Origin of the sequence: Thermococcus litoralis DSM 5473 (genome assembly GCF_000246985.2) — an archaeon.
Lineage (GTDB): Archaea > Methanobacteriota_B > Thermococci > Thermococcales > Thermococcaceae > Thermococcus_A > Thermococcus_A litoralis.
In genome coordinates, this window is record NC_022084.1 from 1 (window position 1) to 26,225 (window position 26,225).

The window sequence follows — 26,225 nt, forward strand, 5'->3', positions numbered from 1 at the left end:
AGAACCAAAAGGAGGAGGTGAAAATAGACTTTCAATTCTTCTAAAGTCTTATTGGAACAGCTTGATGGCTTTGAATGAAAAAACTGCGCTCTTGACTTTCAATTCTTCTAAAGTCTTATTGGAACTAAACTTGCTTGAGATTTCGCGGCGATTTTACTATACTTTCAATTCTTCTAAAGTCTTATTGGAACAAAGACAACTCGTAACAATTGGGTTGGTCTTGCTGTTCTTTCAATTCTTCTAAAGTCTTATTGGAACTTGAAAAAGAACTCAGGGAGCAATCAACCTATACAACGACTTTCAATTCTTCTAAAGTCTTATTGGAACACAGTAGAGCAGACAGTAAATGCGCTCGCAAGCATACCTACTTTCAATTCTTCTAAAGTCTTATTGGAACACGGGAACGCGACCGAAGAGGACGTCGAACTATTGTTAAAGAACTTTCAATTCTTCTAAAGTCTTATTGGAATTCCCCCTTATGTTAGCTATAGGGTTTCTAGGTCTTTTGGCTTCAATTCTTCTAAAGTCTTATTGGAACGGGCGAAACTAGAGTCCCTAAAGCCGGATGGCTAGAACTTTCAATTCTTCTAAAGTCTTATTGGAACTAGAGGGGCAACGACCGCCCAAATAATGCAGATTTTCTTTCAATTCTTCTAAAGTCTTATTGGAACATAGACTTTAACCCATGCTGTACAGTCTATAAAATCTCTTTCAATTCTTCTAAAGTCTTATTGGAACAAGAATACCTAGAAACGAAATTCGGGGGCGGTGAATGACTTTCAATTCTTCTAAAGTCTTATTGGAACACGGATGGCATAGAAATATTATTCCATGCCATCACGAACTTTCAATTCTTCTAAAGTCTTATTGGAACTCTACGTCGCCCATTATGGCTATGCTCTCTTGTAATGCTCTTTCAATTCTTCTAAAGTCTTATTGGAACGGAATTTTCGGTCGAATGGAAAGTAACGGATAAAGGCAAATTTCTTTCAATTCTTCTAAAGTCTTATTGGAACGGGCGCCGTAAGTCGCCCCCTAAGTACCCGCCTTAAGGCTTTCAATTCTTCTAAAGTCTTATTGGAACCACCTTTTTGTTAATTATGCTTTTGTCTTCTTTTAACTTTCAATTCTTCTAAAGTCTTATTGGAACCAAATTCCGATATATTAGAACGAACCGCCGGGCTTACTTTCAATTCTTCTAAAGTCTTATTGGAACAGTTATTCTTTAACGGCCGATGGGGCTTTAAATGAAGACTTTCAATTCTTCTAAAGTCTTATTGGAACACGGGAACGCGACCGAAGAGGACGTCGAACTATTGTTAAAGAACTTTCAATTCTTCTAAAGTCTTATTGGAACTTCCCCCTTATGTTAGCTAATAGGGTTTCTAGGTCTTTTGGCTTTCAATTCTTCTAAAGTCTTATTGGAACGGGGCGAAACTAGAGTCCCTAAAGCCGGATGGCTAGAACTTTCAATTCTTCTAAAGTCTTATTGGAACTAGAGGGGCAACGACCGCCCAAATAATGCAGATTTTCTTTCAATTCTTCTAAAGTCTTATTGGAACATAGACTTTAACCCATGCTGTACAGTCTATAAAATCTCTTTCAATTCTTCTAAAGTCTTATTGGAACAAGAATACCTAGAAACGAAATTCGGGGGCGGTGAATGACTTTCAATTCTTCTAAAGTCTTATTGGAACCGACTAAATCCGTTTTTATCGTCGCGGAATTATCGACTTTCAATTCTTCTAAAGTCTTATTGGAACCTAGCCTTTCCCCGCTCTTATCTCTCATATAAATGTCTTTCAATTCTTCTAAAGTCTTATTGGAACTTTACGACGCCGTCCGCGACTATTTCGAAGGCGGTACCTTTCTTTCAATTCTTCTAAAGTCTTATTGGAACTTAAAACATTAATGAACATTGAGAAACATTAAAAAATTTCTTTCAATTCTTCTAAAGTCTTATTGGAACCCGGTTCGGACGGGGCGGCTACGGGCTAGCATTCATACCTTTCAATTCTTCTAAAGTCTTATTGGAACAAGCCGTTCTACAAAATGAAGACGAAGAAGACGAACTTTCAATTCTTCTAAAGTCTTATTGGAACCCAGTCCGAGCTTAACGCATGGGCTAAAGCACTAGAAAAGACTTTCAATTCTTCTAAAGTCTTATTGGAACCCTTTACAATAAGCGGCGCTGAGTTACGTATAAGGCTTTCAATTCTTCTAAAGTCTTATTGGAACGGTAGATTAAGAACGGCGTTTATTCTTAGTATTTCTTTCAATTCTTCTAAAGTCTTATTGGAACTAGCTCTTGAAGTTATCACACCGTTAGGTATATGGACTTTCAATTCTTCTAAAGTCTTATTGGAACGTGGTGTTCCGGACGCCGAAATCCAAATTAAAGACAATCCTTTCAATTCTTCTAAAGTCTTATTGGAACTGAAGTTGATAGTTGGATGTTTAATGGTAGAAGTTTTCTTTCAATTCTTCTAAAGTCTTATTGGAACCAAGAAGGACACCTGGAGAAACACTTAACCTTGCAAGTCTTTCAATTCTTCTAAAGTCTTATTGGAACTTAAAAGTTCTCTTTGGTGGTCAAACAGTCTTCCAAGCATCTTTCAATTCTTCTAAAGTCTTATTGGAACCTTGAAGCGGCAATAAACTTTTTTAGGCACAACATATTCTTTCAATTCTTCTAAAGTCTTATTGGAACGATGAGAACGGGACGAAGCTAAGTTACTACGTGGAGAGTCTTTCAATTCTTCTAAAGTCTTATTGGAACAGGGGCGAATTTTCCTCTAAACTCCCTACAAAGTAATTAGAAAGCCCAAATCTTATAAGCCTTTCCATAAAGGGTCAATAAAAATCCCCTCAAAAAGCTCGAATCCAAGCCACTAGAGAAGACTTCAAAGCACTCACTCGCCTGAACTTACTCTTTTTTCCTCCATGTCCAATCTTGTCCATGAGACTTCCAGAGACAAAATAAAAGCCAAAATCAAAAATAAGCTAATAAAAACACTTTGAACTAAAAAAGGTTAAATTTCCACGAGGAGAGGATATCAGAGAAGCCCTAAAAAGACCCTGTTCAAAATTCCGAAAAAATTTCGTTACAAAAACCTCAAAATATCATAACCTCCTGTTTGATAGTAACTTATAGTTACTAAAGACTTCTAGAACCCTCTTATAGAATGATTTTAAATTTAATTCCTCAATACAAGAGTGAACTAAAAATAGGACTATTCTAACGTGATAACATTCCAAAAAACATAAAAGAAAGCTTGTTAAAATTAGTGTCGATGAGTCATGTATGTGATTATCGTCTATGATGTTGCTGTTGAAAGGGTTAATAAAGTTAAGAAGTTCCTCAGACAGTACCTCCACTGGGTTCAGAACAGCGTTTTTGAGGGAGAAATAACACTGGCGGAATTTGAGCGCATAAAAGCTGGCCTCAAAGAGATTATTGATGAAAACGAGGACTCTATTGTTGTTTACAAGCTCCGCTCAATGCCGAAAAGAGAAACAATAGGAGTAGAGAAGAATCCGATTGATGACATTATCTGAGCCCTCTTTCCATTTCTACCATTCCAAACCCGTGTGGATTCCTCATTCCTAAGCCAAGATCGTAGGCTACACGAAGGAGCTCTTCCTCGCCCCACATTTTGAAATCAAACTCCCAGGCGCGGGTGTAGATTGGCTTTCCTGTTTTCTCATCTATCTTGACGAGAAGTCTGTAACTCTTCGGCTTCTTTGTGAGAACTCTAATGTCAAAGCTCCCCTCATAAGGCTCGCCGTAAACCATCAGGTACTTTGACTTGAGGTTTTCAAAGAGAAGCTCCTTCCAAACCTTAGGCTCGTTCTCAAAGGGGCTGTTAGGCTGACCAACTGGAGAAAGATCCCATTGTTTGAAGCCGTTTGGTGGGTTGTTGTAATAGACGTTGACTGGGGAGATGGTCTTAAAGCGCTTCCCCGAGAGATGTTCGGGAGTTTCTTCAAGCCTGGGTTCGTAGTAGAGGGGCCTTTGACCCCTCACATAGAGCTCACCTATTCCATATCCAAGACCTTCAACTAGGACTCTTAAGATTGTCTCTTCCGTGGAGGCAACGTGGAGCTCCACGGTTCCTGACTCTACGAGCAAGCCTTCATTCACCCTCTTTGTTCTTCCAACGGGTTTGAACTTTGACGCAACTAACTTGATGTCCCTCTTGTTGTTGTGCACCCTCTCAGCAACTTCCTTATCGGCGAGTTTAATAGCATGGAGAAGGAAGGAATAGAGGTAGCGGGGATAGTCGTATGGGATAAGGAATGGGGGTTCGAAGTGGAGAAGCAGTCTAATCCTCATAACACTCTTCCCCCTTGATCTTTAGGTATAACTTTCCAGCTTTGGTTGCTCTGTACTTAGGTGCTCTCCCATCAGGCTTTTCAGCCTTAACAAGGTAGTATTTTGCCATTTCCTTTAGCTCATTGCTGATTGTCGCTGGAGAAACCCCAAGCTCCTCGGATATCTTTCTTACACTCTTACCCCCAAGGAGACCACAGATTATTCTTACCCATCTTCTGTTGGAGGGGGCTAGAAACGACCCTAATTCCAAGGAGATATGCCCTGAAAGGTTCTCGAAGTCACTTTCCACTATAATTCTAACGTCCTGAATGCTCAAAAGTGCCAGCAAAGTTGATACGATAAGCGGTCTCATACCTCCTGAGAGAACTGCTAGAACGAGGCGGTCGTTGGTAAGATTGTCTCTTATGGCTTGGATTATTCTAACTACTAGCTCTTCGCCGTTAAGGGGGACCTCTAAAATCACAAAATGCTCTTCTCCGATTATCGGTGAGGCTATGTTTTTTATTGAACTGATTGCGTTGGCAGTTCTTTGCTCCTTGTGATAGCTCTCTGGAACGATTGCCAATAGTTTGTCTCCGGGTTCGAGCCCATTAACGTCCTCTCTCTTTCTTACCAGTGCCCGGACAATGAACTTCTCGTCAAAGCCTATTGGAAAGACCACGAGCAACGTCCCACCCCCTCACTTTTAAGACTTCAAAAATCTCTTTTCCAAGGGTGCTACCCTTTCCGCCCCTGTTTAATGCCGCAGCGTAGTTGTCTGCAACAACCAGAGGAAGTAGGAGCGAATAAACGCCTCTCAGGTTTCGTCTCATAACTTCTTCTGCCTCTTGCATGAATTCATTCCAATTCTTCCATGGGGTTTTCCTAGGTAGCCTTTCTCCCGAAAGCTCTTCGAGCACGGATAAACATTCCTCACAAAGCCCGGAATTCTCCGGTCTTTTAGGAGCTCCAATTCTGATCCAGTCGTGGTGGTGGAGGAGTATCGCAACGGACACCGTATCCCCGACGTCCCCATATTTTCTGAAGGCTTCTCTCGCTACGAGGGCAGAGTAAAACTCGTGAAAACCAAAGCTCGCCCTTCTTTTCTGAAATTCTTCAAGGCACTTTCCAACGTCGTGAAGGATGTAAGCTTTTCTTAGAAGCTCTCCTGCAAGCTTGGAATCTATGTTCAAAATTCTGGACAGGAATCGAGCATAGCTCCTACGAAGGTATAACCCGTCGATAATCTCAAGACCCTTTCTTATGTGGGCTTCCATCGGTTCCACACAGGCTCCATTCTCAAAAAATGCGCACGCACTCATGGGATACCACGCTCCCAGTCATACTCGCCTGTGAAGACGACCTCAACATTTTCTCCGAGTGCAATGGATTTCGCCACGTTGTAAGCATCGTTTAAGTTCCGTATCTCCCCTTCCAACCCCTTACCTCCACGATTCCTTTGGAGTAAAGCTCCATCAGCTTAGAGGGGCTTATCAGCACGGCTTCTTCCCCCACCAAAAGCGGAATTAGGAAGCCTCTCATAACTGAAATTCCCTTGGCAGTTAAGCTTTCTATTGCACTTAAAACGTGGGGTGCCCTTTTAGTCGGGTCTTTCATGAGCCGAAGTAGTTTTCCTTCCAGCTCTTTGTTGACATTTTTGGTAATAGAAGTTGGCTTTTTTCCATGGACTTCCGTGACTATCCCCTGATAGGTCTTTGGAACCCTCGAAAAGACCCTGTTCCCTTTCATCAATTCTACTGTCTTTTCAACTTTGTCTCTTGGGTATGGTCCACAGGGTGCATCTTCAAGGACGATTATCTTGGCTTTTGTTTCATTCCCGTAGCGGGCTACTCTCCCAAAGCGTTGGAGAAGGGAATTTATAGGAGCCTTATCGGTTATCATTAAATCAACTGAAAAGTCAACGCCAGCTTCGACCGCTTGTGTCCCTATGAGAAGAAAATTCCCCTCTTTTATCCATCTTCTCAAGCGGTCAATAAGTTCCCTCTTGTGGGTTGGAGTCATTCTACCGTGTATTAGCATAACTCTCTCGCTCTCATGCCAGATATTTGGGTTGTTTCTAACCCTGTCAAACAACTCAACGGCCCTTGCAACCGAGTTAACTATAACAGCGTTTCTCTTCCCATGTTCTACAAAATTGATGGGATCCCCATGCCTGAACTCAATTTTGATGTCTTTTTTCAACTCTCGTTCAATGAAGGGATCATTCTCTTGCGGAGATAGAACAGTGAAGTCGTAGCCGTTTTTCTTTGCATATTTCTCGAAAATTCTCCTGTGAGCCTCCGAGAGAGTAGCAGTCATGACCACGATGGGAACTTTCTGGGATGTGAGGAACTCAATAACTGATAGAAATGCAGTCACCATTGATTCATCCTCAAGAAGGAAGTGGGCCTCATCAAAGATTACCAGTGATGTCAGTATTGAGGCTTGGGTTAAGTAGTCATAGCCGAACTCCTGGCCCGCTTTAACCCTGTGTCTCTTCTTTGTGTTGAGCTTCAGCAAATCCCACGTGAATGTGTCCGCGGTGGTTATGTTGAGCGGAAAGAGGTGAAGGAACTCACCGCTTGAACCCATCATCTTGGTTCTGGAGAACCCAAACGCCTCTTCCGCTGTTTTTTGGATGTCCTCTATGATTGAACGCATCGGGAGAACGTGAATTACCCTATCAAAGATGGAGGCGTCCCAAAGGGAGTGAACCGCCAAGGCAAAGCTTAAGAGTGTCTTTCCGTATCCTGTGGGGGCCTGGAGAATTAAAAAAGGTGGCTTCTCAGAGGAGGTGATAAAATGAAAAGCCTCCTCAAGCAGTGGCCTTCTTTCTGGCTCAAATCCCTTAGCCTTTGCGAGCTTTTGGAGTGCCTCCCTGAACGCTCTCAAAGAAGCACCCCCAGATGTTCCTGCCACATGAACGTTTTCATAACCTTCCGGAACTCTCCGCTTGCTCTGCTGCTTCCCTCCAGAAGGGCTCTACCTTGACGGAATAGCCTGAAAACGGCATCTCTGATTAACTCCCTTCTCCCGCTGTTAATGGCCCTGTAAAGGTCTTTGACGAAGATGTATGCCAGCATCTCGCCGTCTCCGTTTACTCCCTTCCAGAGCTCTTTTTCCGCAACGTCCAAAAGGGCCCAGAGGGGGTACTTCTGAACCGTGGCGTTTCCCTCCTTGAGCTCTACGAGAAGGGGCAGACCCCCTATGCTAATGGCCTCAATCTTTCTCATGTACTTTGTCATGTACTCGCTCAGCCCTGCTAGGTTGAGCTGTGTGGTCTTAAGCTCTGTATAGACCTGCCTCTCAAGGCTTATTAGGTGTAGCGTCACCGGATATACTTCCTCAACGACGTTTCGTCCTTCCTCAGCAAGTTTCATCGCCAGCTTCATCTCATAGAGCTCCTCCGTGCTCAGAGAGATTCTGCCCGATGCTCCAGCACCTGTTAATTGTAGAAGGCCATTCCTAATAACGTCCTCAACCTCATAGGGCCAGAAACCTTCAATTCCCGGCTTTGTCATGAGGTAGTATTTTCCGCCTATGAACCCGGCAAATCCTGTGAAGAATCCGAGAGCCGTGAAAGAGAACCACAGGGGATCCATACGTATCTGAGCTTTCTGGCCGGTTGTCGGACTTAGGAAGCCACTTTGGCGTTCATAATATTCGGGTTGCTTGATTATTGCTGGTAAAATGGCCTGTTCCCCATTATACGTCACTCCGAGATAAGTTCCGTTTTTGTCTATTTTTATTGAGGATAAAGACTCGCTGGGATCTATATCTCCATCTCTGAGTAGCTTTATGGTCTCAGTGACCACAAGTTCAAAGAGTTCACCGTAAGTTTCAGGAGCGCTCCTGCCAAACCAAGCATTTAAAACCTTATCAAAGGAACTCCTGTCGTTTCTACCCATTTTGGATGTGTGTGCCTTCATCCTGCTCCCGAGGGATTTCAATGCCCCCTCAAGTGCATCGGCAAGCTCTTCTTCGTCGGGTTCAATCCCGGCGTCCATTACAACCCAAGACATGCCCAGTGCAAGTAGCTCCCTGGTTAGACCTTCGTAGGGATAATTTGAAAGAGCCTCAAGGAGCAAGAACTATCACCTCCTCGTCGATCTCTGCAGTTGAGAATTTTCCTCTGACCTCAACTGTCCCTTCGGGGTAAAACATTACCATGCGTTTGGCGTTGGAGTAGTCACCGATTCCAGAACGCCAGTCAACAACCGTTTGGAGAGTTCCCTTTCCCTGCACATGGACTCCCTTAAAGGGGAAGGCATATGCTGTTCTGACCTTGTCCCTCTCCCGAAATACTGTCTTTCCCATCTTGACCTCTTCAACACTGACTATCGATTCCCTTGAGCCAAGCCTCGTTATTCCCCATGCTGCCCTTTCTAAGTCTTTTGGAGTGTATGTGCTTTTTGACAATGCATCTTCATCGATAAGATAAGCAGCCGTTAGAGAGCCGTCAAACTCACCATATAGAACCGCGAAGGGAAAAGAGGTTACTGCACTCTGGACTTTCCCACGGTAAATGGTGTTGATTTTCAATAGGGATCCATAGAGCTTTGGTTTGCCTTCTACCTTAATGGTGGCCCACTTAAAGAGGCTCATTACGGATTCCGCTTTGCTTTTGAAGTTTTTTTTTCTCGTAAGTGGTCTCTCCTCTGTCGCCGCTGATGTGGAGGAGAGGGTACGCTATTGCACCTATCAGTGTGGTTGGTGGAACGTAGCGCAGAGCAGTTCGCATCTTGCTCTGAGGAAGGGCGCGGAGGGCTATTATCCCGGTGGGCCTCAGCTGAACCTTTAAAAATAAAGGCAAGGGAACCACCTCAGAAGGCTCCCTTCTCGTTGAGGTAGTCAATTGCCTCCTTCAGAGCCTCTTCTGGGACTTTCTCCTCTCCCGCCACGACGAGGAAGCTCTCCTCCCCAAAGCTCTTAAGAACCTCCAGCCGTCTCTTAGTTTTTTCTATGTAGTCGTCGTAAATCGGAGAGGTAACGACAAAAGGATGATCTGTGACTGCCACAACAAGCTCCGTTATGCCTCCAACTGGGAAGAAGCGGGAGAGCTTGGCTCCAAACTGACTGGATGACAGCATTCTGAAGAGTGCCTTTAGCGACACCTCGCGTCTCTTCTTTATCTCGTCCCCATCGAGTACCGGCTTTGAAGTTATCGCGCTCACACCCACTGCGTCAAGGTCGAGGTTGAAGGTGAAGCCATAGAGTGCGGTGCCAGTTTCAACGTAGTATATCATCTGCTCGGAGGCGTTACCCTTCTTGCTCGATGCGTCCATCTGTGCGTGTCTAGCATGGAGTTGCGGCTCAGAAGTGGCAAAGAGAGCGACCGACTTGACTGGGAGGGCGTAGCTTACTTGGAATGCTGAGCTCCTTCTAACTGGTGGCTTCTCGGCGTATAGAAAACCACCAACGTCTTCAACAACACAAGCTTTGACTATTGCCTCTTCGATGGCCTTAGGATCGTCTGGGATGGGGTTAACTTTCTTCCCAAGATGCACTTTGTTCATAGACTTGTAGAACTCGCCTCTCTGACAGTCATCACAGACAGGTAGACCTGCCGAGAGGGCCTCCCTAACGAGGTGCTCCTGGTATGCGTGGGCCAGGCTTTCCCCACTTATAGCTGGCACGTAGACCGTTTTCAGCTTTCCGTCTTCCTCGACTAGGTAGGGAACACGCCTGTGCTTGCCGTAGTTTCCGGCTGTTTCGACCATGTTGAGGGCCTCAACGTTGGCCTCAAACCTAACTCCAACACTCAAAAACACCACTCATCACCTCCCGAGTTTTCTTTCTTTGAGGGATACGAGAGGGCAAGGGTCGCCACGAGCTTTGCAACTCCCATATCCGAGCGAACGTCGTCGAGGAATTTCTTTACTTCCTCATCGCTTGGAATTCCCGGCACAGGGATTTTATTTCCGTCTTTCTCCACGTACCTCCTTCCATCTCCTCCAATAGAAGCACTTTCTCTGATCGACCTAAAAGCTCTGAGAGCCTCAAGAAGTGTCACTTCAACAGGTTCTGGGTTTAGTGCGTTCCCAATCCGATCCACATAGCTGAAGTTCTTTGTCTGGACAAAGAACCTCAGCATTTTCACGATGCCTTCATACTCTGTCTCTACCATGTAGTTCACCTCAATTATAGAATGATTTTTACTGAATTTAAGGTTTACGTTTAGAATATGTTTAATAAGGATAAGGAAAATGTTCAGAAAAATCTAAACATAATTTTTTTCACCCTGTGAGGAGGATACTTATCAAAGCCGTTTTGTAGGAGCTACTTGACTTCATGTGTTCTTGTTTAGAGATCTCCGAACATCTTAGAACCACGCCACCAACGGCTCGTAGTCCTTGATTCCAACGAGATGTTTTATCAGCTTATATGCCTCAAGCCTTATTAGTCTCTGTTTTGTCACGTTCTTCTTGAGCCCAGGGTGTTTTACACTTTTTCCAAGCTCTTCATTGTAGGCTTTCAAAACGGTCTTCATGCCTTCCTTTGTTAGCAGGACACCGTTTAGCTCCTCCCTGAAGTGTCCCTCCTTTATTATCCCCTGCTTCACGAGCCTGTTTGCTATCCTGTCTGCAATTATCGGCTTGAAAATCTCACTTAAGTCAAGGGCAAGGGAGAACCTCCTCTCGCTCGGTTCATGGAGGTAGCTCACCGTTGGAGCCAGTTGGGTGTTGTAGAGTTCACTAACTATTGTTGCATAGAGCCTTGAGTTCAAGAAGCTTATCAGGGCGTTCATTTCATTTTCTGGTGGTCTCCTTGTTCTCCTTACGATCTTAAATCCATCCGGCAGAACTTCGTCCCAAAGATTATAATATTCCTGCCTTATCCTTGCCTCAACGTTCATAACCTCCGTTATCTTCCTCGCGCTTTCAAGCTCTTTTAGAAGCTCCCCAAAGGAAGCGTTTATTTTCCAGCGTTTTAGGTTGAGCTCCATGTTTTTTGCCGAACCAGTAACAAAAAGCTTTGCAAGCTTGAGCCTTTTTTCTTTATTCAGGTAATGTTCGGCCTGCTTGATAAGCAAATCTCCAGAATGAAGGCTTTCCCTCGGGTAAAAGGAACCATCATAATGACCGTAGTAGTTGAAAAAGTGGACTGCAATCCCCTTCTGGGCTAGAAAATGGAGAGCCTGTGAGCTTATATTCACATGGCCGTAAATATAGATGTCGTAAATTCCTTCAACGGCAAGAGGCTTTTTGCCTTGGGCGTTTTCAAAATAGAGGGTGTTTTCTCTCCTAGTAAGAGCACCATCTGAAAGCAGGGTTATGGACTTTTTCCTCATCCCAATCACACCCAACAGAGCTCATAATAGGCACATCTTTTACATTTCTTCGATTTAAGCGGTTTCGGCGGGGCAGGGAGAGAGGTTATCCTTTCAACCTCCCTTATTGCGTCTTCAACCTCCTCTTCTCTCCCATCTAGGGTTAGCTCTTTGGTCTCTCTGAGTTTGGGATAGTTAATGATAGCTCTTGCCTTTATGCCGAGCTTTTTGAGGTAGTAAAGGTAGTAGAGAGCCTGCATCTCATGGGCTTTCCCCATTGATCTGCCCTTTTTAATTTCGTGAACCTCGATAATGTCACCTTTTTTAATGAAGTCTATCTTTATGCTTCCTATCTGGACTTCCTTTTCTTCTCCGAAATAGCTCTTCTCATGTAGGAATTTGCCCAAGTCGACCCACTCACTTTCTTGCTCCATGGTGATGCCCTTCGAGAAGTACCAGAGCTTTGTAGGGCAGATGAAGAGGTAGTTGATTTCGGTGCCGGTGAGAAGGAGTTCGTTGAGAGAGTATTCCTCAGTTGACGTTGTTCGGGAATTATAATTTTGACTGTAATTTTTGCTACGGTTTTTGCTGTTACAGTCGAAATTGTAATTTTTACTATGGTTTTCCCCATAATCACTCAAAGTATCTCTCCTCCGCTTAGTGGGACCCTCTGAAGCCCCTTGTCGGGGTTATACTCAAGCTCTGCAACAAGAATGTATTTTCCATAACCCGTATCAGAAAGTCTGTGGAAGTTTTCCTGTTCAGCTTTATAGAACCACCAAGGAATTGGAATGAGATACCTATACACTTCCATGCCCATTTTCTTGTCAAGAAGTTCACTGGCTATTCCCTGATAAGTCCCGGGAACTGCTTCGAGACCATTGAACATCTGGTAGAACTTTTGCTCATCTTCGCCCTCCATCATAGGCTTTACGTTGTTGAAGACCTCTTGAGCCATATTCTGATAGTAGCGAACCTCATCTACAAGCTTGTCGGAAACGGGCATGTAGGCGCGGCTTACCAGTTCGGGGATTAGGGATTCTCTCAGTTCTTTTCCATCAAAGTCTTGGAGCATCTTTAAGCTCTCCTCAACAACCTCGTAGGGTGTGTATATCTTCTTATCAGCTTCTGAGCCTTTGGTCAGGACATAAACATCTTCTACCTTCCCCTCTCTCCATCCCTGTCTGTTTACTCTTCCAAATCGCTGTATTAATGCGTCTAGAGGTGCTGGTTCTGTTAGTATAGTCGAGAAACTAACATCAAGGGAAACCTCTACGACCTGTGTAGCAATGACAAAGTCATATTCAGACATTTTTTCAAGAAGCAACCTTTCCTTGGTTTCCCTGTCACCTTGGGTAAACCTGCTGTGAAGGAGCAGGACTCTATAATCTTCGCCTAATTCATCGTAAACACTCATTGCCCTGTCCACGCTGTTGCATGCTATCAATGCAGGCTTCGAAGTTTCCTTGATCTTTCTATGGAGTCCAAGTTCGTCTATCAGCTCTCTTACAGAATCCATGCTTCCATTGACAACATTGACTCTATGACGCGTAAACATATCTGCTTCTTCTGGAGAGGCTTTGAGTTTTCTAAAATTGGTTGTATCCTTAATAAGCTCTTCGAGAAAGTCTGGTAGGGTTGCAGTCATTACCATGGTCTTTGCTTTCAGGTGTTCAAGTTCTTTAAGCATTGCGAGAATTATCCCAAGAACGTTGGGTTCGTAGGCGTGGATTTCGTCGAATATAAGGAGAGACCCTGAAAGCTCGGTCTTCAACATTTCGTGGAATCCAACCCCGAAGAAAGCCTTCATAAGCTGGAAGGGTGTGGTAACCTTCAGAGGGGTGTATATTTTGTGGTACAGTGAACTTAGCCGCCTGTATTCAAGAGCGGATGAGTAGAGATAAAAGCTCGCAGAGCTGTGGAGAACCCCCACTAAGGAGGGATCAGAAAATATACCCATCATTCTCTGGTGCATTGCGTTTATACTAGCTTTGTAAGGTAGGACATAAAAAATTCTGCTCGTTATACCTTTTCTGTTCCTAAAAGCGTTTCTGTTTGCCCATAAAAGAGCTGCTTCAGTCTTTCCGTATCCAGTGGGTGCTCTTAGGAGCAAGTTTCCTTCTGAATTAGAAGCCGCAACCTGAAGTGGTCTAAGATTCTCTAGTGGGATTTTCAACTCAAGTCTCTCCGCGATGTCGGGAAGAAGAAGTATTTCAGTTTCACCGGCAGATGCAAGGTGATCTGAGGCATTGAGAAGGCCACGCATAAACGTTAATATCGCTCTCTCAGCTTCGAGATTATCCCCGTACCACTCAATTAGCTTTTGAAAATCGAAGTCTCTAAGTTGTTCTCTCCATTCTGGTGGAAGATTAAACTTTTTTGGTGGTCTCGTTGTGCCAAAGTAATACGCCTCGATGTTGGGAATCCTTGGCAGGAACATCTTCTCTATGTAATCTGCTCGTTCAAGGAGCTCCCCAAGTTTCTCATCAAACTCAAGAGGGCCTATGTCAGCAACACGAACTGGGAGGATATCTTTGAGGTCGTCCAGGGTTTTATGGTGGGTAAGTATAGCAAGTGCTATGATGTTGCGTTCTCTCTCCGGGAAGTCCAAGAACTGCACGAACGGAACCGAAAGAATCTCATGACGGTAACCCCAATTGTTCTTCTTTTTCTGAAAGCCTGAGGCGCACTTTCCAATATCATGTAGGAGAACTGCATAAAATGAAAGTTCAAAGATGCCAGGGGAAATTTCCTCAAGCCAGCTAAAGGAGTTCTTTATGCTCTTCAACACATTAATAGCGTCAAGGATATGGCACTCAAGGAACTGGTGTGGGTTGAATTTGGCGTAGCAGAGCTTCATTTGCTCCACCTATGTAGATAAACACCTATTCCAAGCTCGCTATCGTAGAGGCTTTTTGTTGTCTGTCTTCTTTTTTCTGCATCTGTCCTTGGATACGGCAACACAACAAAGGGCTTTACGAGTTTTGCCCTTCTCGGAATGATGGAATAATCATATTCAACAACGAGCGCATGGACCATACCAGAGAGTCCAAGTTCGATGGGCACTATCGTTCCTCCGAGAGGCGCTTCCTTTTCTTCAAGCTCAACATCTTCTTTGATCTCTTCGACAACTGCTAGATCACTGGACCTCCCAAGGAGGAGCTGATAGCGAGGTCTTTTGAAGTGTTCTTTCCACTCGTCCGGAAGATAAAGGTAGAGCTCTGCATTGTAGTGAAATTCACGTTTCATGATGTCTGTCTCAACCTTTCCGAGAGCATAGATTTTTTCAAGATCTACTCCTCTTCCTCCGCTTTTGAAGACGTAGCCAACGTATGGAAGCTCTGTGAGGTAAACTGGTTCTCCCTTTGCGGCGGATAGTATTCCCTGAATGGTCGATGGGGGTGGAACTGGCAAGGTTGGCTGGTATCCTGACTGAAATGTGGGAAAGCGGAAAGATGCCGTCCATGCTCTCAGTTTTACCCGTATCATGGGCTCACCCGTAGTATGCCTCGACTTCCTTCACGAACCCCTCTATGGCTTCTTTCACTGTCCCAACAAACACCCCAATACCGCTCTCTTTGAGTTTCTTAACTATCTCATCCATGTCCCAACCAAGAGACTTAACAAAGCCATCATCATAGCCAAGGTAGAGCTTTGCTCCTTCTGGGATAACGTCTTTAAGGTCGCTTAGCCTCTTTGCAAGTGCTTCTGCGTCAAACTTGATGTCTCCTTTCTCTTCGTAAACTATGTCGCTTATGAATGGGTTTATCCCAGCATCAACGTTGAGAAGGAGCACGAATTTTGGTGTTATATCAGTGTGGTACTGCGTCTGTTTGGCCCCACCTGAGAAGAAGCGAAGAGCCTTTATGGCTTCGCTCGCACGTTTCTTTCTGATCTCAGCTGGCATGAGCCATTCTTTTTCATTCATCTGGACTCCAAGCTCTTGAGCAAGCTTTTCCATTTCCTCAACTTCTTGGAATATCTCTTCGTTGTTTTTGTTTCTGCTTTTGGGGAGGTCACCTCTTGTGAGGAGGTTCTTAAAGCCGGCTTTGCTTATGATAGTGAAGCGCCCAACTGCATCGAGATCTAGAGAAAAAGCACCCTTGAAGACAGTGGAGTAGAACTCTTGGCTATATGGGACGGGATCGCCTTCGTGCCTTGAAGCATAACCCTCATCAACCGTTAGGGAGTTCCTATCCGGGAGAACCGAAATTAACGGTGTGTTCTTCAAAGGAGAAACTCTGGTAACCGTTACGTTGACACCACCCTTCTTAAATGCCCTCATGTAACCAAAGATATCATCGTCAGGGTACTTGAGTGGATTTGCGGCTGTGAATACCTGCTTCTGCTCCCTATATAGGGGTGAGAGCTCCCAGTTGAAGTGCTCCTTCAGTGTAGAGCGCCACCAGTAGCGCCAAGCCTGCGGGGAGACGTAGGGATAGCGTTTTCCACCGCGTTTAAAGGTTTTGACCCTCGTAACGTTCCTGTCGGCGAGGCTTTCATCTATACCTAGCATGTTCAGCGCCGAGTGGGGCGCGTCTATCAAAACCAACCCAGTTGCAAACCTCATTTCTCAACACCCTCCTCAAATTCTTCTTCGGCTTCTTCGACCTCAGCCTTTTCAAGGGAAGCCTTCATAAGCCGATCATGGAGCTTTTCATAGATGCGGAAAAGGAGAAGGTTTTTGACAGTCTTCCAGGAGACGTTCAAGTCTTCGCCATAGCTTGTTAATATCCTCGCGAAATCGTCAAAGCTCATCAGTGCCTCGGGAATGCCGAACTCTTGCCTATCCTTTTCAACTCTTATGAAGAAGCTCTCAAACTGGTAGAGCTTCTCTGCCCTCTCCAACTCTCTGATCCGTCTTGAGAGCTTGTTATCTGGCAGCTTTTCAACGGTTTCTACAATCCTGTCAGCAACTCCTTTAATAAACTCCAAAGCTTCTTTATCCAAACCTAACACCTCCGAGCAGTAAAATGAGAGGAGATTCCAGCCTGCATTCACCTTACGGTTTTGGATATCGAGGAAGTATGGGAGTATGCTCTCTCCCGAAAGAAGTTTTGAGTAGACATCGTTGGGATAGCGTTTCTTGAAATCTTCGAACTCCTTCTCACTGGGTCTTTTTCTCCAGCCCATTAAGACTATCTTTTTCCAACCAATACCATCTTTTCTAGCTGCAAAAGCTACGAAGCGGAGAATCGGATTGGGGATGTAGAATATTTCTATCCACTGCTCCCCAGTTCTGTTGCCGTTGAGATAGTAGTATGCTGAAATTGAAACATCCTCCCAGTATCCAGTTTCCACATTCTCGGCAACTTTTCTAATGAGCTCAAAGAGGAAGTTTACTGGTTGTTTAAAGCCCTCTGCAGTATTATATAAGTACGCCTTCTTGGCACTGTTAACCGCGGCTTTGTTTAATTCTACCATTTTTTCATAAGGATAGGCATGGACAATAAGAACTCCTTGTGTTTTTCCATTTTTGGTCGTTATTACATAGCTACCTACTGAGGAGAGTTGGGCTAAAAACAGGCAGTGGGCACATATATCTGCCCCCATTTCGTTTCCATGGGGGAAATAGTTTCTTAAGTCTCCTGTTCCCAACAATGGAAATATGTCTCCCGTTATCTCCTTAGGGCGTTCTCTTTCTTTAGTGTTTATTATTGATCTCAGTTCAAGACCAGATACAACTGGATATCTGCCACAAATTTGACATACTTTTCTGTCTTTATGCTTTCTTGTTGAGAGGATAAGTTGGTATAAGCCCCATAAACTAAATTCAAGTTTGTCTGGAGTTGCATACTTTCTCATTGATGGATTAATCATTAGAATTGGATTGTTGTTTCTGTATATCCTTGCCAGTAATTGAGCCCATCCTTCCTGCGAATACAACTTAGCCACAAACTTAACGGCTCTTTTGACGTCCTCTTCAGTCAGCTCCTCAGGCTTCTCCTTTCCACTTAAAAGCAACAATGCAACGAGGCCTGCGTCAGTAAATGGATGTCCTGTCCAAGTAAAAATTGGAGATATGGCATGTGAGTCTGTCCTTCCCTTCTGAGTGTTTTGAATTTCCAATCTTGTCAAGAACTCATTAAGTCTCCTCTCTTTTTTGATATTTTTCACCTCCCTTCCACCTCTTCTTCACTCTCTCCTTCCGCCCATCAACCTTCACCATCCCGAAGCCTAGGCTGTTTTTCTCCCCAAAGCCAGCCCGATAGCCAACCCTTATCAGCTCATCATCACCATAAGCCTTGAACACGAGATGCCAAGCCCTCTGAAAGATGCCCGGCTTGACCTCAAAGCGCTTGGGCTTTGCCTTCAACACCCTAACCTCAAAATCCTCTGGAGGAGCCTTCCCGTAAAGCAGAACATACTTCTCCCTAAGGTTTTCCCTCAAATTATTGTAGAACTCCCCTTCCATGGGAGAGAGGTCATAATGTTTGAGCCTCCCGAGCTCGGGCTTTAAAGTGGTTACGGCTATTGGCGAGAGTGTTGAGTAAGTCCTCCCGCTGTAAGAGAAAGGCTCCGCCAAAGCCTTAACCTCCTCCACGTAAAACCTCTCGTTCCACAGCGTTACTTCTGGCTCTTGAAGAAGGCCCCCGATAAACGCTTCAGCAATCTCCGCTATAGGCGTTGAGAAGTAAAAGAATGCTTTTCCCTTTCCAATGAAGTACCTCTCTCCTCGAAGTGTTTTTCGTTTCTCGGTCATGAAGAGCGAGTAGGTAAATAGCTTGGGCACCTTTGGGCGGTGCAGGTTAAGGCTTAACTCGGGGTTTACAGCTTGGATCCTCCGGTATATAAGACCTTGAAGGTAATGCTGATGGTTGTAAGGAACTTTAAACTCTGAATTTTCTCCACCCATTCTTATTAGGAACCTCAATTTATCATCCCCTAAGGGGATCTTTAGTAGTATTAGCTAGGTCTTCAAAGTATTTAAGCTTTACTCAACAAATAGTAATATAACTATTACCACGATTTGAAGAATTCCCACACCTTATTAAACCAACATGAAACAAATTTAAAAGAAGGAACTAAGAAATCACGCACTTGCTCCAGCCGCATTTTGGACAGGTGGCACATCCACTCTCCATCCTAAGCTCCACGAGCTCTCCATCTTTTTCATAGCAGACTGGACAGTAGGCTACTCCAAGAAGGTCTTTTACGTTTCTCTCCTTAGCTGTTTCTTCCGCTTGTCTTTGGGCTCTCGAGATGCTCAAAGAAAACGTCGGTACCTCTTTCCCGTTGGTGCCGTCTATTATCGCCTCAACATTGATGAACTTCTTGAGCCACGATTCGCTCTCAACGATCTCTCTAAGTATTTTCTTTGCATATTCGCTCGGCTTTGCCGGTACACGCTTCTTCTTCTCACCTTCCACAGAGTACACCTGAACGCTCAAGCTTCCATCCCTGTAAACCGTGACTCCCTTACATCCGAGGGCATGGGCTAAGAGGTAAGCGGCCTTAACGTCTTCAACGGTCGCATCGTTGGGCATGTTTATCGTTTTACTCGCTGAGTCGGTGAGCCAGAGCTGGATGCTTGCTTGGGCTAAGAGGTGATCAAGCCAGTGGATATCCATTGCGGTCACAAAAACTCTCTGCATGTCCTCTGGTATCTCCTCCAAGCCTTGCACGCTACCGTAGTTGTCGCTTATCTTTTGAAGGATCTCGTCGTTGTAGAGTCCTCTCTTCTTAAGCTCAGCCTCAAACACTGGATCAACGTAATAGAACTCCCCAACCGTGACGCTCTTCTTGTAAACGAGAGCAAATATTGGCTCAATTCCGCTTGAGGTATCTGCTATCATTGAAACGCTTCCCGTCGGTGGGCATGTGGTTACCATAGCATTTCTTACGCCGTATCTCTTGATTTCTTCAACGAGCTCATCCCATGGGAGGTTCCATATCTCCCTGTGGTAGTAGCCCTCTATCGGCAGCTCTCCCTCTGGATATTTGGTTTTTTCATAAAGCGGGAAGGTTCCCCTCTTCTTTGCCGCCTCTATGCTGTACTTGTATGCGTAAAAGGTCAGGTACTCCGTGGCCTTCCTCATAAAGTCGTAGCCTTCTTTACTGTTGTAAGGAATGCCAAGTTTGAAGAGCGCATCTGCTAACCCCATCATTCCCACGCCGATTCTTCTGGTGAGCTTTGTGTTGTAGTCTATCTCCGGTAGAGGGAACTTGTTTACATCGATAGCGTTGTCGAGGTATTTGGCGACTTTCATTATAACCTGAGCATATTCGTCCCAGTCGAAGTAGGGCTTTCCTTCCTCGTCGTACTTTACGAACTTTGCAAGGTTTATAGAGGCTAAATTACACGATTCGTAGTCGTAGAGGGGCTCTTCTCCACAGTTGTGGCTCATAAATCCGTTGGAGACATAGCTATGAATCTCCGGTACCGTTAAGTCATAAACAATTTCTTCTCCAATAAATTCCACACTATCAACTCTTGCGTAGGGTTCGTCAATTTTTGTTTTATTGAGCCTAATTTTTTCTTGTTTTTCTCCTTCGAAGCCAATCTTTTCTGCAAACAGCTTTCTGCTGTAGTTTGCTATAACGAGTTCATAATATCCCTGCGCTTCGTAGATTTTCTTTTCACCGTCTTTGGTTGTGTATTCAAATGTACCCTTGTATGGCCTTTCGTAGATTTTTGATAGTATACCAAAGAGAAGCAGTAAATCTTGGACGTCTCTTAAAAGCTCCCTATCCCTTGAAGTTAGTCTTATTGCACTATCATTGTCCACGTAGCCGTCAGCTGTGAAGAGACCTCTTAAAAATGCTCTGATCTCATTTGGCTTTAAGCGGTAAACGATTTCTGGAACTCTTTTTTCGTTCGTTTTGACTATTTTCTCAAAGAATCTGTAGGCTTCGCCCCTCACTCCAAGCTTGATTTCACTTCCGTATTTGTGAGGTTCGGCTTTGGAGTTAAAGTGCTTCTTGAGTATTTCAGAGATTTTATGCGCCATCTCCTCTTCTTTTTCAGCGTTGAAGTAGAACCAAACCCTCTTATCATTTGTGTTAATATATCCATCCCCAATAAACCATCCCAAGGCAAACGCTAAATCTTCACCTATACTCTCGCTTCCAAAGTCATCCTCGATCTCAAACCTTGGCAAGGCTATTAAATCACCTTCTTTAAGCTCTTCAACTGCTTTCCAGCCATCCTTTGTCATTATCTTATGGTCAAGGGTAGCGGTTATCTCGTAACCCTCTTTTGTCTTTACTCTAGCCACTTTCTTTCTTCCAACTTTCCAGACATAGGCTTTGGTTTCAATGGGGTCTGCTACAGCGAGCTGCTTTCCGTGTGCAGTCTCATAAATGACTTCTTTCTCTTCTTCATTTGGAAGTAGGATCGTTATTGGATAAGCGAACTCTTCTCCTTCCTCAGCTATTCCTTCAACTGCAACAACTTTTTCTTCGTTCCTTTCTTTTGCAATCCTAAAGAGCTCCTCAATCTTGAGGTAGCCCTCGGGTGTTAAAACCCTTGTATCTCCAACAACACATGGGTTGGTTGCACGGATTTTTTCTCCCTTTGCAGGCTCCAGAACGTTTCTTCTGTTTATTATGTCAAAGAACACTACGCCCGGATCTGCCTTTGCCCAAGCCATGTAAGCTAGCTCTTCAAAAAGACTCTTAGGATCGATTTCCTTTACCTTTTTCCCTGTTCTTGGATTGATGAGAGGATACCTCTTCCCTTCTTTGAGGGCTTCCCAGAAATCAGCCCACAGCCCAACGCTTATGTTGAAGTTGCTTAAAACGTTTGTTCCAACATTCTGCTCTTTTGCATGGATGAACTTCTCAATATCTGGATGCCACACTTCAAGGATTCCCATGTTTGCTCCTCTTCTCACTCCACCCTGCTTTATTACATCGCTAACGGCATCGATGAGGTGCATGAACGAGACAGGACCACTAGCCGCTCCAGTCGTCGTTCCAACCAAATCTCCCTCTGGACGGAGTTTTGAGAAATTCAAACCAGTACCGCCACCCATTTTTTGGATTATAGCTACATCATGGGCTGCTTTCATTATGCTCTCCATGTCATCCTCTATCGGCACAACGAAGCAGGCTGAGAGCATTCCCAACGGTCTTCCAGAGTTTATAAGGGCCGGGGTGTTTGGCATGAAAATCTGGCTTACCATTAAGTTAAAGAACTCCTCGACGACCTCTTCATACTTGTCAAACTCTCCCCTATCGAGCATATTCAAGAATTCGTCAATGCTTACCTTCATTTTTCCTTTCTCTGCCAGTTCTCTGTAAAGGTTTACCATCCTCTCGAAGTGGTACTTGTTGAGCTTGAAGCGACCTATGCTGTAAACGTTATCGAAGTTCTCAAGGTTCTGCAGGTAGTATTCGACTCTCTTCAAATCTTGGGCGTAGCCCCCTTCTTTAGAGAACACTCTCTCGTCATACAGGAGATCGGGAATTGCGGCTAAAATGGCAACCCTCTCAAAGAGCTGCTTTGGACTCTCGATTATTTTTCCTTCTTCATTCTTCATGAGGTACCTGCTTGCCAGAACTCTAAGGGCATTTATTGAGAAGCGCTTGTCTATCTCGTCGAGCTTCTCTTTGTTGAGTATTCTCCTTTTCTCTTCTCTAATCTCTGCTTTCTTCTTCCTGTAGATTATGTAAGCTTTGGCAACATCAAAAAGGCCATTTCTCATCAGCTCTAGCTCTACTATGTCCTGAATGTTCTCTATGTGGGGGGTCTGCCCATCATAAAGCTCATTGATCCTATCAACAACATCCTTCACAATCTTATCGAGAAGATTCTCATCCCTTACCCCAACTTCCCACATTGCCCTTTGTATAGCCCATCTTATACGGCTCTCATCGAAAGGAACTATCCGGCCATCTCTTTTCATCACTTTTTCAACTGGCATATAAACCACCCTGTCATATTATTTTGCTATTCCGCAGTACCATAGTAAAAGTATCGGTAGGAAATAATGAGCAGGTAAGGTAAATATATCTTGCCCTTGCTGAGATTGCCAAGGTGACAAATATTGAAGACAGAGCCCGTCGGAATAATAAAGAGTAGAAAAACCCCCAAGTCGGATATTTTATCCAACTATTCCTCTAAACCCTCATAGATAATCTTCAGCCTGTAGGCATGTTTGAGCTCTTCTTGAGCCATCATGTTGAATATCTCGCTTAAAGAACCGCTAAGTATCTGGCTTAGTTTTTTGTAGAGCTCATAGCTGTGCTTTTCCCTTATGAGGGCCTCTAAGATAAGATCAGTCAGTGTCTGAGGCTCAGCCCTCTCATCCTGGAAGTATGGCTCCAGGCTTAAAGAATCCACGTAATCTATAACCGCGGTTTTTTCCAGAGTCTTCTCACTGCTGAACTTCTCAATTGTATTTTTGTGCCTCAGCTCTTCACTTGCAAGCCACTGGAAGTGTTCGATTAAAGAGGGGTGCTCATAGGTAGCAAAGGTCTCTCCGAGCTTGTAGAGGTTGTAAAGCTCGTTCTCCTGGTGAACTATCTTCTGCAGGAGCTCTTCAAGCTTCATCTTTCTCACTCCGTTATCCCTTTGATATCTACATGGACAAACGCCGCCTCAACCTCATCCAGGTCTTCGATTTTCCTTTTAACTTCTTCGCTTATGTCATGTGCCTCTTTAAGGGTGAAATGTGGGGGAACTTCTATGTGCAGCTCAACATGCAGCTTTGGACCAACGTAGTGTGCCCTCAGGTCATGCACCCCAACAACACCCTCAACGCTGAGTGCAGTTTCTTTAATCTTTTCACACAGCTCAAAGGGTGGAGAAGTTCCTGTTAGGTAGTTCACATTCTTGAAGACTATCTCAGCAGCAGCCTTACCCACAAGCAAAGCCACGACAAGTCCTGCCAAAGCGTCCCCATAGGTAAAGCCCAGCCTTTGAAGGAGTAAGCCTATTAAAACAGCGACACTGCTCAGTGCATCACTCCTGTGGTGATAAGCATCTGCAACAAGTATCTGGTTGTTGAGCTTCTTTCCCACTCTAAGGGCGTACTGGGTCATTGCTTCCTTTGAGACAATAGAAATCACAACAACGGCAAGCATGACCGAGTTCACTTCAATAACATGCCCGCTGAAGATTCTTTTCAGGGCATCTCTGGCTATTTCATAAGCAACCAGAAAGAGCAATATGCCTATAAAAAAGGCAAACAGGGATTCAAATCTGGAATGGCCGAAGGGATGGGTTTTATCGGCAGGCTTTGATGCGATCTTAACCCCGAAGTAGCCCACGATACTTGTCGCAACATCCGAGAGAGAGTGTATACCATCGGAAATCAAAGCCAAACTGGAGTATAAGAACCCAACAAAAACCTTCAGAATAGCCAAAAGAACGTTTCCAAGGATGCTCGCTATTAAAGGCCTGTAAACCTCTTCCATAGGTTACACCCCTCAGTCCGTCACTCCATCATCACGACTCAGGTAAGGCTGAACTCTTCATTGGGTGTTACACAATTCGCATGAGACTTTTAAATCTTTTTCAAAAGACTTTTATTGTTAATAGACAAGCAACAATCGGTGGAGTTTAATGGCAAATAAGCCGAGATACACAATAAGAATTTACATGGGGAGCAAGGATAAGTACATTGCCCTAAGTCTGTGGGATGCATACATAGACCAGCATGGAACCTTCAGACCGGCAAACATAAGCATGATAATCCACAACGAAGATGTTGAGGCAAAGGCTTCAATGAGGACTGAGACAGCTGCTAGGCTTGCAGCGGTGCTTTTAAACATGGTGGCTGAGGCGGAGAAGCTGACCATGAAAGAAAAGAAAAAGATCAGTCTTGAAGAGAAGCTTGAGGAGCAGTTCCTTCTCGAAGAAGAAGAGGAGGACATTATCGAAGACGTAGAGAGGATAAACGCAAGCGTTGATGAGGAGTGATCCTCTTGAAAAAGCTCAAGGTCTACATACCGGGTATTTCTTTCCCATCTATTTCCCTTACTGGAAACTACTGCACCCTAAACTGTGCCCACTGTGGGAAGCACTACCTTGAGGGAATGAAGAAAGTAACGAAGCATAACCTCGTCGAATACTGCAAATCGCTTGAGAAAGAGGGCTATAGGGGCTGTCTTTTAAGCGGTGGGCTGGACTCAAGGCTTAAAGTGCCACTTGACCTTTATTCTTCAGAGATAGAGCGCATAAAGAAAGAAACGAAGCTAAAGCTCAACGCCCATGTAGGTTTTATAGACGAGAAGGACTTGGAATGGATAAGGCATGTGGATGCAGTTTCTCTCGATTTTGTTGGGGATGACGATGTTATTAGGAGAGTTTATAAAATAGAAAAGGGCGTTAGAGACTACCTCGAGATAATAGATCTTCTCACATCAAACGGTATCAAAGTTGCGCCGCATATAACCATAGGTCTGGACTTTGGAAAGGTTTGGTGGGAGTACAAAGCAATTGATATGCTCGTGGAGTATCCAATTGAGGTTTTGGTTTTTGACGTTCTAATTCCAACAAGAGGAACGGAGATGGAGAACGTAAAAGCTTCTTCTGTAGAGGAGAGCCTAAAGGTTGTTAAATATGCCAGAGAAAGGTTCAATGGAGAGCTGAGCATCGGATGTATGAGACCTCTGGGAAAATGGAGGCTGGAGTTTGACAAAGGGGCTATAGAGGAAGGAGTTGACAGAATAACAAACCCGCCAAGAAAGGTCATTGAGTGGGCAAAAACAATAAGGGAGGTAGAGGTTATTTACGAATGCTGCGTTATGTGAAATTAGCATAGAGGAAATAAGCATACAAAGCTAAGAGGACTACGCTTGTTTTCCGCCCAACTCTGTTGTTTAGCTTTAGAGAAATCGCAAGCACCGCCATTACAAGCAACGTTAGAGGGGTTGTAAAGGAATATATGCTGTAATCCACTTTTATCGGCCTTATTAAAGCCGCAATACCGATAACCATGAGGATATCCAGTATATTGGCCCCTACAACGTTGCCAACGCTTATGTTGGGGGTTTTTTTCAGTGTGGCGGTTAATGAGTTTGCCATCTCCGGAAGAGAAGTACCAATTGAGACCAAGGTGAGGGCTATAACCACTTCTGGAATTCCAAGGGCTGTGGCGATCTTTACAGCGCTTTCAACAACAAGTCTAGCCCCGAAAACAACCACAAGTCCGCTTGCAAACAAAATTACAACATCTTTCTTGGGGTTTCCTCTACCCTCTTTAACTTCTTCCAGCGTTACATGCTTCTTATAGAGGTAATAGAGGAATCCCAAATATATCATGATCAGCGTTAACCCCTCAATCCTAGATATTACGAGATCCCTCATTAAAATCCACGCGTAAAATGTCACACCAATCATAAAAAGGGCGTTCTTCCAGGCTATTTCATCAACATCAAGCGGCATGATGAGAGCAGACAAACCCAAGATTAGGGCTATGTTTGCTAGGGCACTCCCTATGGCGTTTCCGAGGGCTATATCGCTGAACCCTTGATACGCAGCTATCGCAGAAGTCGTGACCTCTGGCAGAGTTGTGGCGATGCTAGCCAATACTAAAGCGATTATGAACTCGCTAACTCCAAACCCCTTCGCAACCCTTGTAGCTGCTTCGACAAATATGTCGCTTCCCTTGATCAGCATTAGCAGTCCCAAGGCAAAGATTCCAAAGGTTATAATGTATTCCGCCGCCATTGTGCCTCCCGGAAGGTATT

General features: G+C 44.4%; 23 protein-coding genes and 1 CRISPR repeat array. Of the genes, 3 read left to right on the forward strand and 20 right to left on the reverse strand.

Translation table 11 applies throughout. From position 1 onward, the window contains the following. Nucleotides 1-28: 28 nt before the first annotated feature. A CRISPR array of direct repeats spans nucleotides 29-2,779; the repeat unit is 30 nt; unit sequence CTTTCAATTCTTCTAAAGTCTTATTGGAAC. A 521-nt stretch (nucleotides 2,780-3,300) separates the two neighbouring features. After that, on the forward strand, nucleotides 3,301-3,558 hold the full coding sequence (gene cas2 / locus OCC_RS00005) for a CRISPR-associated endonuclease Cas2 (RefSeq protein WP_004066427.1): 258 nt from the start codon (nucleotides 3,301-3,303) through the stop codon (nucleotides 3,556-3,558). On the opposite strand, the gene cas6 (OCC_RS00010) is transcribed toward cas2, so the two are convergent. The 19 genes from cas6 (OCC_RS00010) to OCC_RS00095 form a co-directional block, all read right to left on the reverse strand. Next, a complete protein-coding gene (cas6, locus tag OCC_RS00010; RefSeq protein ID WP_004066426.1) occupies nucleotides 3,551-4,336 on the reverse strand; it encodes a CRISPR-associated endoribonuclease Cas6 in 786 nt (261 codons plus the stop codon). The genes cas2 and cas6 (OCC_RS00010) overlap by 8 nt on opposite strands. Then, on the reverse strand, nucleotides 4,326-5,003 hold the full coding sequence (csa3, locus tag OCC_RS00015; RefSeq protein WP_020953547.1) for a CRISPR-associated CARF protein Csa3: 678 nt from the start codon (nucleotides 5,001-5,003) through the stop codon (nucleotides 4,326-4,328). Before csa3 ends, cas6 (OCC_RS00010) begins: the two co-directional genes overlap by 11 nt. Beyond that, nucleotides 4,975-5,592 (reverse strand): CRISPR-associated endonuclease Cas3'', encoded by a 618-nt coding sequence (locus tag OCC_RS00020; protein ID WP_238565088.1) that lies wholly within the window; start codon nucleotides 5,590-5,592, stop codon nucleotides 4,975-4,977. Before OCC_RS00020 ends, csa3 begins: the two co-directional genes overlap by 29 nt. 136 nt (nucleotides 5,593-5,728) lie before the next feature. Next, nucleotides 5,729-7,207 carry a CRISPR-associated helicase Cas3' gene (gene cas3 / locus OCC_RS00025; RefSeq protein WP_004066422.1) on the reverse strand — a complete coding sequence of 493 codons (1,479 nt, stop codon included), beginning with the start codon at nucleotides 7,205-7,207 and terminating at the stop codon, nucleotides 5,729-5,731. Next, on the reverse strand, nucleotides 7,204-8,403 hold the full coding sequence (gene cas8a2 / locus OCC_RS00030) for a type I-A CRISPR-associated protein Cas8a2/Csx9 (protein ID WP_004066420.1): 1,200 nt from the start codon (nucleotides 8,401-8,403) through the stop codon (nucleotides 7,204-7,206). The genes cas3 and cas8a2 overlap by 4 nt, the downstream gene beginning before the upstream one ends. Beyond that, nucleotides 8,393-8,920: a type I-A CRISPR-associated protein Cas5a gene (gene cas5a, locus OCC_RS00035; RefSeq protein WP_020953548.1), complete on the reverse strand. Its 528-nt coding sequence runs from the start codon at nucleotides 8,918-8,920 to the stop codon at nucleotides 8,393-8,395. The genes cas8a2 and cas5a overlap by 11 nt, the downstream gene beginning before the upstream one ends. Beyond that, entirely contained in the window at nucleotides 8,907-9,128 is a 222-nt protein-coding gene (locus OCC_RS12730; RefSeq protein ID WP_020953549.1) for a hypothetical protein, read from the reverse strand. The genes cas5a and OCC_RS12730 overlap by 14 nt, the downstream gene beginning before the upstream one ends. A 10-nt stretch (nucleotides 9,129-9,138) precedes the next feature. Beyond that, the gene (gene cas7a / locus OCC_RS00040; protein WP_004066417.1) at nucleotides 9,139-10,086 is read right to left on the reverse strand and encodes a type I-A CRISPR-associated protein Cas7/Csa2; all 948 of its coding nucleotides are present in this window, start codon (nucleotides 10,084-10,086) and stop codon (nucleotides 9,139-9,141) included. Next, on the reverse strand, nucleotides 10,077-10,442 hold the full coding sequence (gene csa5 / locus OCC_RS00045) for a type I-A CRISPR-associated protein Csa5 (RefSeq protein ID WP_004066416.1): 366 nt from the start codon (nucleotides 10,440-10,442) through the stop codon (nucleotides 10,077-10,079). Before csa5 ends, cas7a begins: the two co-directional genes overlap by 10 nt. Nucleotides 10,443-10,637: 195 nt before the next feature. Further along, nucleotides 10,638-11,606: a type I-B CRISPR-associated endonuclease Cas1b gene (gene cas1b, locus OCC_RS00050; protein ID WP_004066414.1), complete on the reverse strand. Its 969-nt coding sequence runs from the start codon at nucleotides 11,604-11,606 to the stop codon at nucleotides 10,638-10,640. 5 nt (nucleotides 11,607-11,611) lie between these two features. Next, nucleotides 11,612-12,226, reverse strand: coding sequence for a CRISPR-associated protein Cas4 (gene cas4, locus OCC_RS00055; protein ID WP_004066412.1), 615 nt, complete (start codon nucleotides 12,224-12,226; stop codon nucleotides 11,612-11,614). Beyond that, nucleotides 12,223-14,445, reverse strand: coding sequence for a CRISPR-associated helicase/endonuclease Cas3 (locus OCC_RS00060; RefSeq protein ID WP_004066410.1), 2,223 nt, complete (start codon nucleotides 14,443-14,445; stop codon nucleotides 12,223-12,225). Before OCC_RS00060 ends, cas4 begins: the two co-directional genes overlap by 4 nt. Then, nucleotides 14,442-15,074, reverse strand: a complete 633-nt coding sequence (cas5b, locus tag OCC_RS00065; RefSeq protein ID WP_004066408.1) for a type I-B CRISPR-associated protein Cas5b — start codon at nucleotides 15,072-15,074, stop codon at nucleotides 14,442-14,444. The genes OCC_RS00060 and cas5b overlap by 4 nt, the downstream gene beginning before the upstream one ends. A gap of 4 nt (nucleotides 15,075-15,078) precedes the next feature. Beyond that, nucleotides 15,079-16,155 carry a type I-B CRISPR-associated protein Cas7/Cst2/DevR gene (gene cas7i, locus OCC_RS00070; RefSeq protein WP_004066405.1) on the reverse strand — a complete coding sequence of 359 codons (1,077 nt, stop codon included), beginning with the start codon at nucleotides 16,153-16,155 and terminating at the stop codon, nucleotides 15,079-15,081. Beyond that, the gene (gene cas8a1, locus OCC_RS00075; RefSeq protein WP_004066403.1) at nucleotides 16,152-17,702 is read right to left on the reverse strand and encodes a type I-B CRISPR-associated protein Cas8b1/Cst1; all 1,551 of its coding nucleotides are present in this window, start codon (nucleotides 17,700-17,702) and stop codon (nucleotides 16,152-16,154) included. The genes cas7i and cas8a1 overlap by 4 nt, the downstream gene beginning before the upstream one ends. Continuing rightward, nucleotides 17,671-18,459 (reverse strand): CRISPR-associated endoribonuclease Cas6, encoded by a 789-nt coding sequence (gene cas6 / locus OCC_RS00080; protein ID WP_004066401.1) that lies wholly within the window; start codon nucleotides 18,457-18,459, stop codon nucleotides 17,671-17,673. The genes cas8a1 and cas6 (OCC_RS00080) overlap by 32 nt, the downstream gene beginning before the upstream one ends. 151 nt (nucleotides 18,460-18,610) lie before the next feature. Then, nucleotides 18,611-22,453, reverse strand: coding sequence for an adenosylcobalamin-dependent ribonucleoside-diphosphate reductase (locus OCC_RS00085; RefSeq protein ID WP_004066399.1), 3,843 nt, complete (start codon nucleotides 22,451-22,453; stop codon nucleotides 18,611-18,613). A gap of 188 nt (nucleotides 22,454-22,641) precedes the next feature. Then, nucleotides 22,642-23,082: a ferritin family protein gene (locus tag OCC_RS00090; protein ID WP_004066397.1), complete on the reverse strand. Its 441-nt coding sequence runs from the start codon at nucleotides 23,080-23,082 to the stop codon at nucleotides 22,642-22,644. Between the two features lie 5 nt (nucleotides 23,083-23,087). Beyond that, nucleotides 23,088-23,948: a cation diffusion facilitator family transporter gene (locus OCC_RS00095; protein ID WP_004066395.1), complete on the reverse strand. Its 861-nt coding sequence runs from the start codon at nucleotides 23,946-23,948 to the stop codon at nucleotides 23,088-23,090. 148 nt (nucleotides 23,949-24,096) lie between these two features. On the opposite strand from OCC_RS00095, the gene OCC_RS00100 reads away from it, so the two are divergent. After that, nucleotides 24,097-24,453: a hypothetical protein gene (locus tag OCC_RS00100; RefSeq protein ID WP_004066393.1), complete on the forward strand. Its 357-nt coding sequence runs from the start codon at nucleotides 24,097-24,099 to the stop codon at nucleotides 24,451-24,453. 5 nt (nucleotides 24,454-24,458) lie between these two features. Further along, nucleotides 24,459-25,286, forward strand: coding sequence for a radical SAM protein (locus OCC_RS00105; protein WP_048874649.1), 828 nt, complete (start codon nucleotides 24,459-24,461; stop codon nucleotides 25,284-25,286). Here the strand turns inward: OCC_RS00105 and OCC_RS00110 are convergent. Then, the gene (locus OCC_RS00110; RefSeq protein ID WP_004066389.1) at nucleotides 25,279-26,205 is read right to left on the reverse strand and encodes a calcium/sodium antiporter; all 927 of its coding nucleotides are present in this window, start codon (nucleotides 26,203-26,205) and stop codon (nucleotides 25,279-25,281) included. The two genes, OCC_RS00105 and OCC_RS00110, sit on opposite strands and share 8 nt — an antisense overlap. Nucleotides 26,206-26,225: the final 20 nt, after the last annotated feature.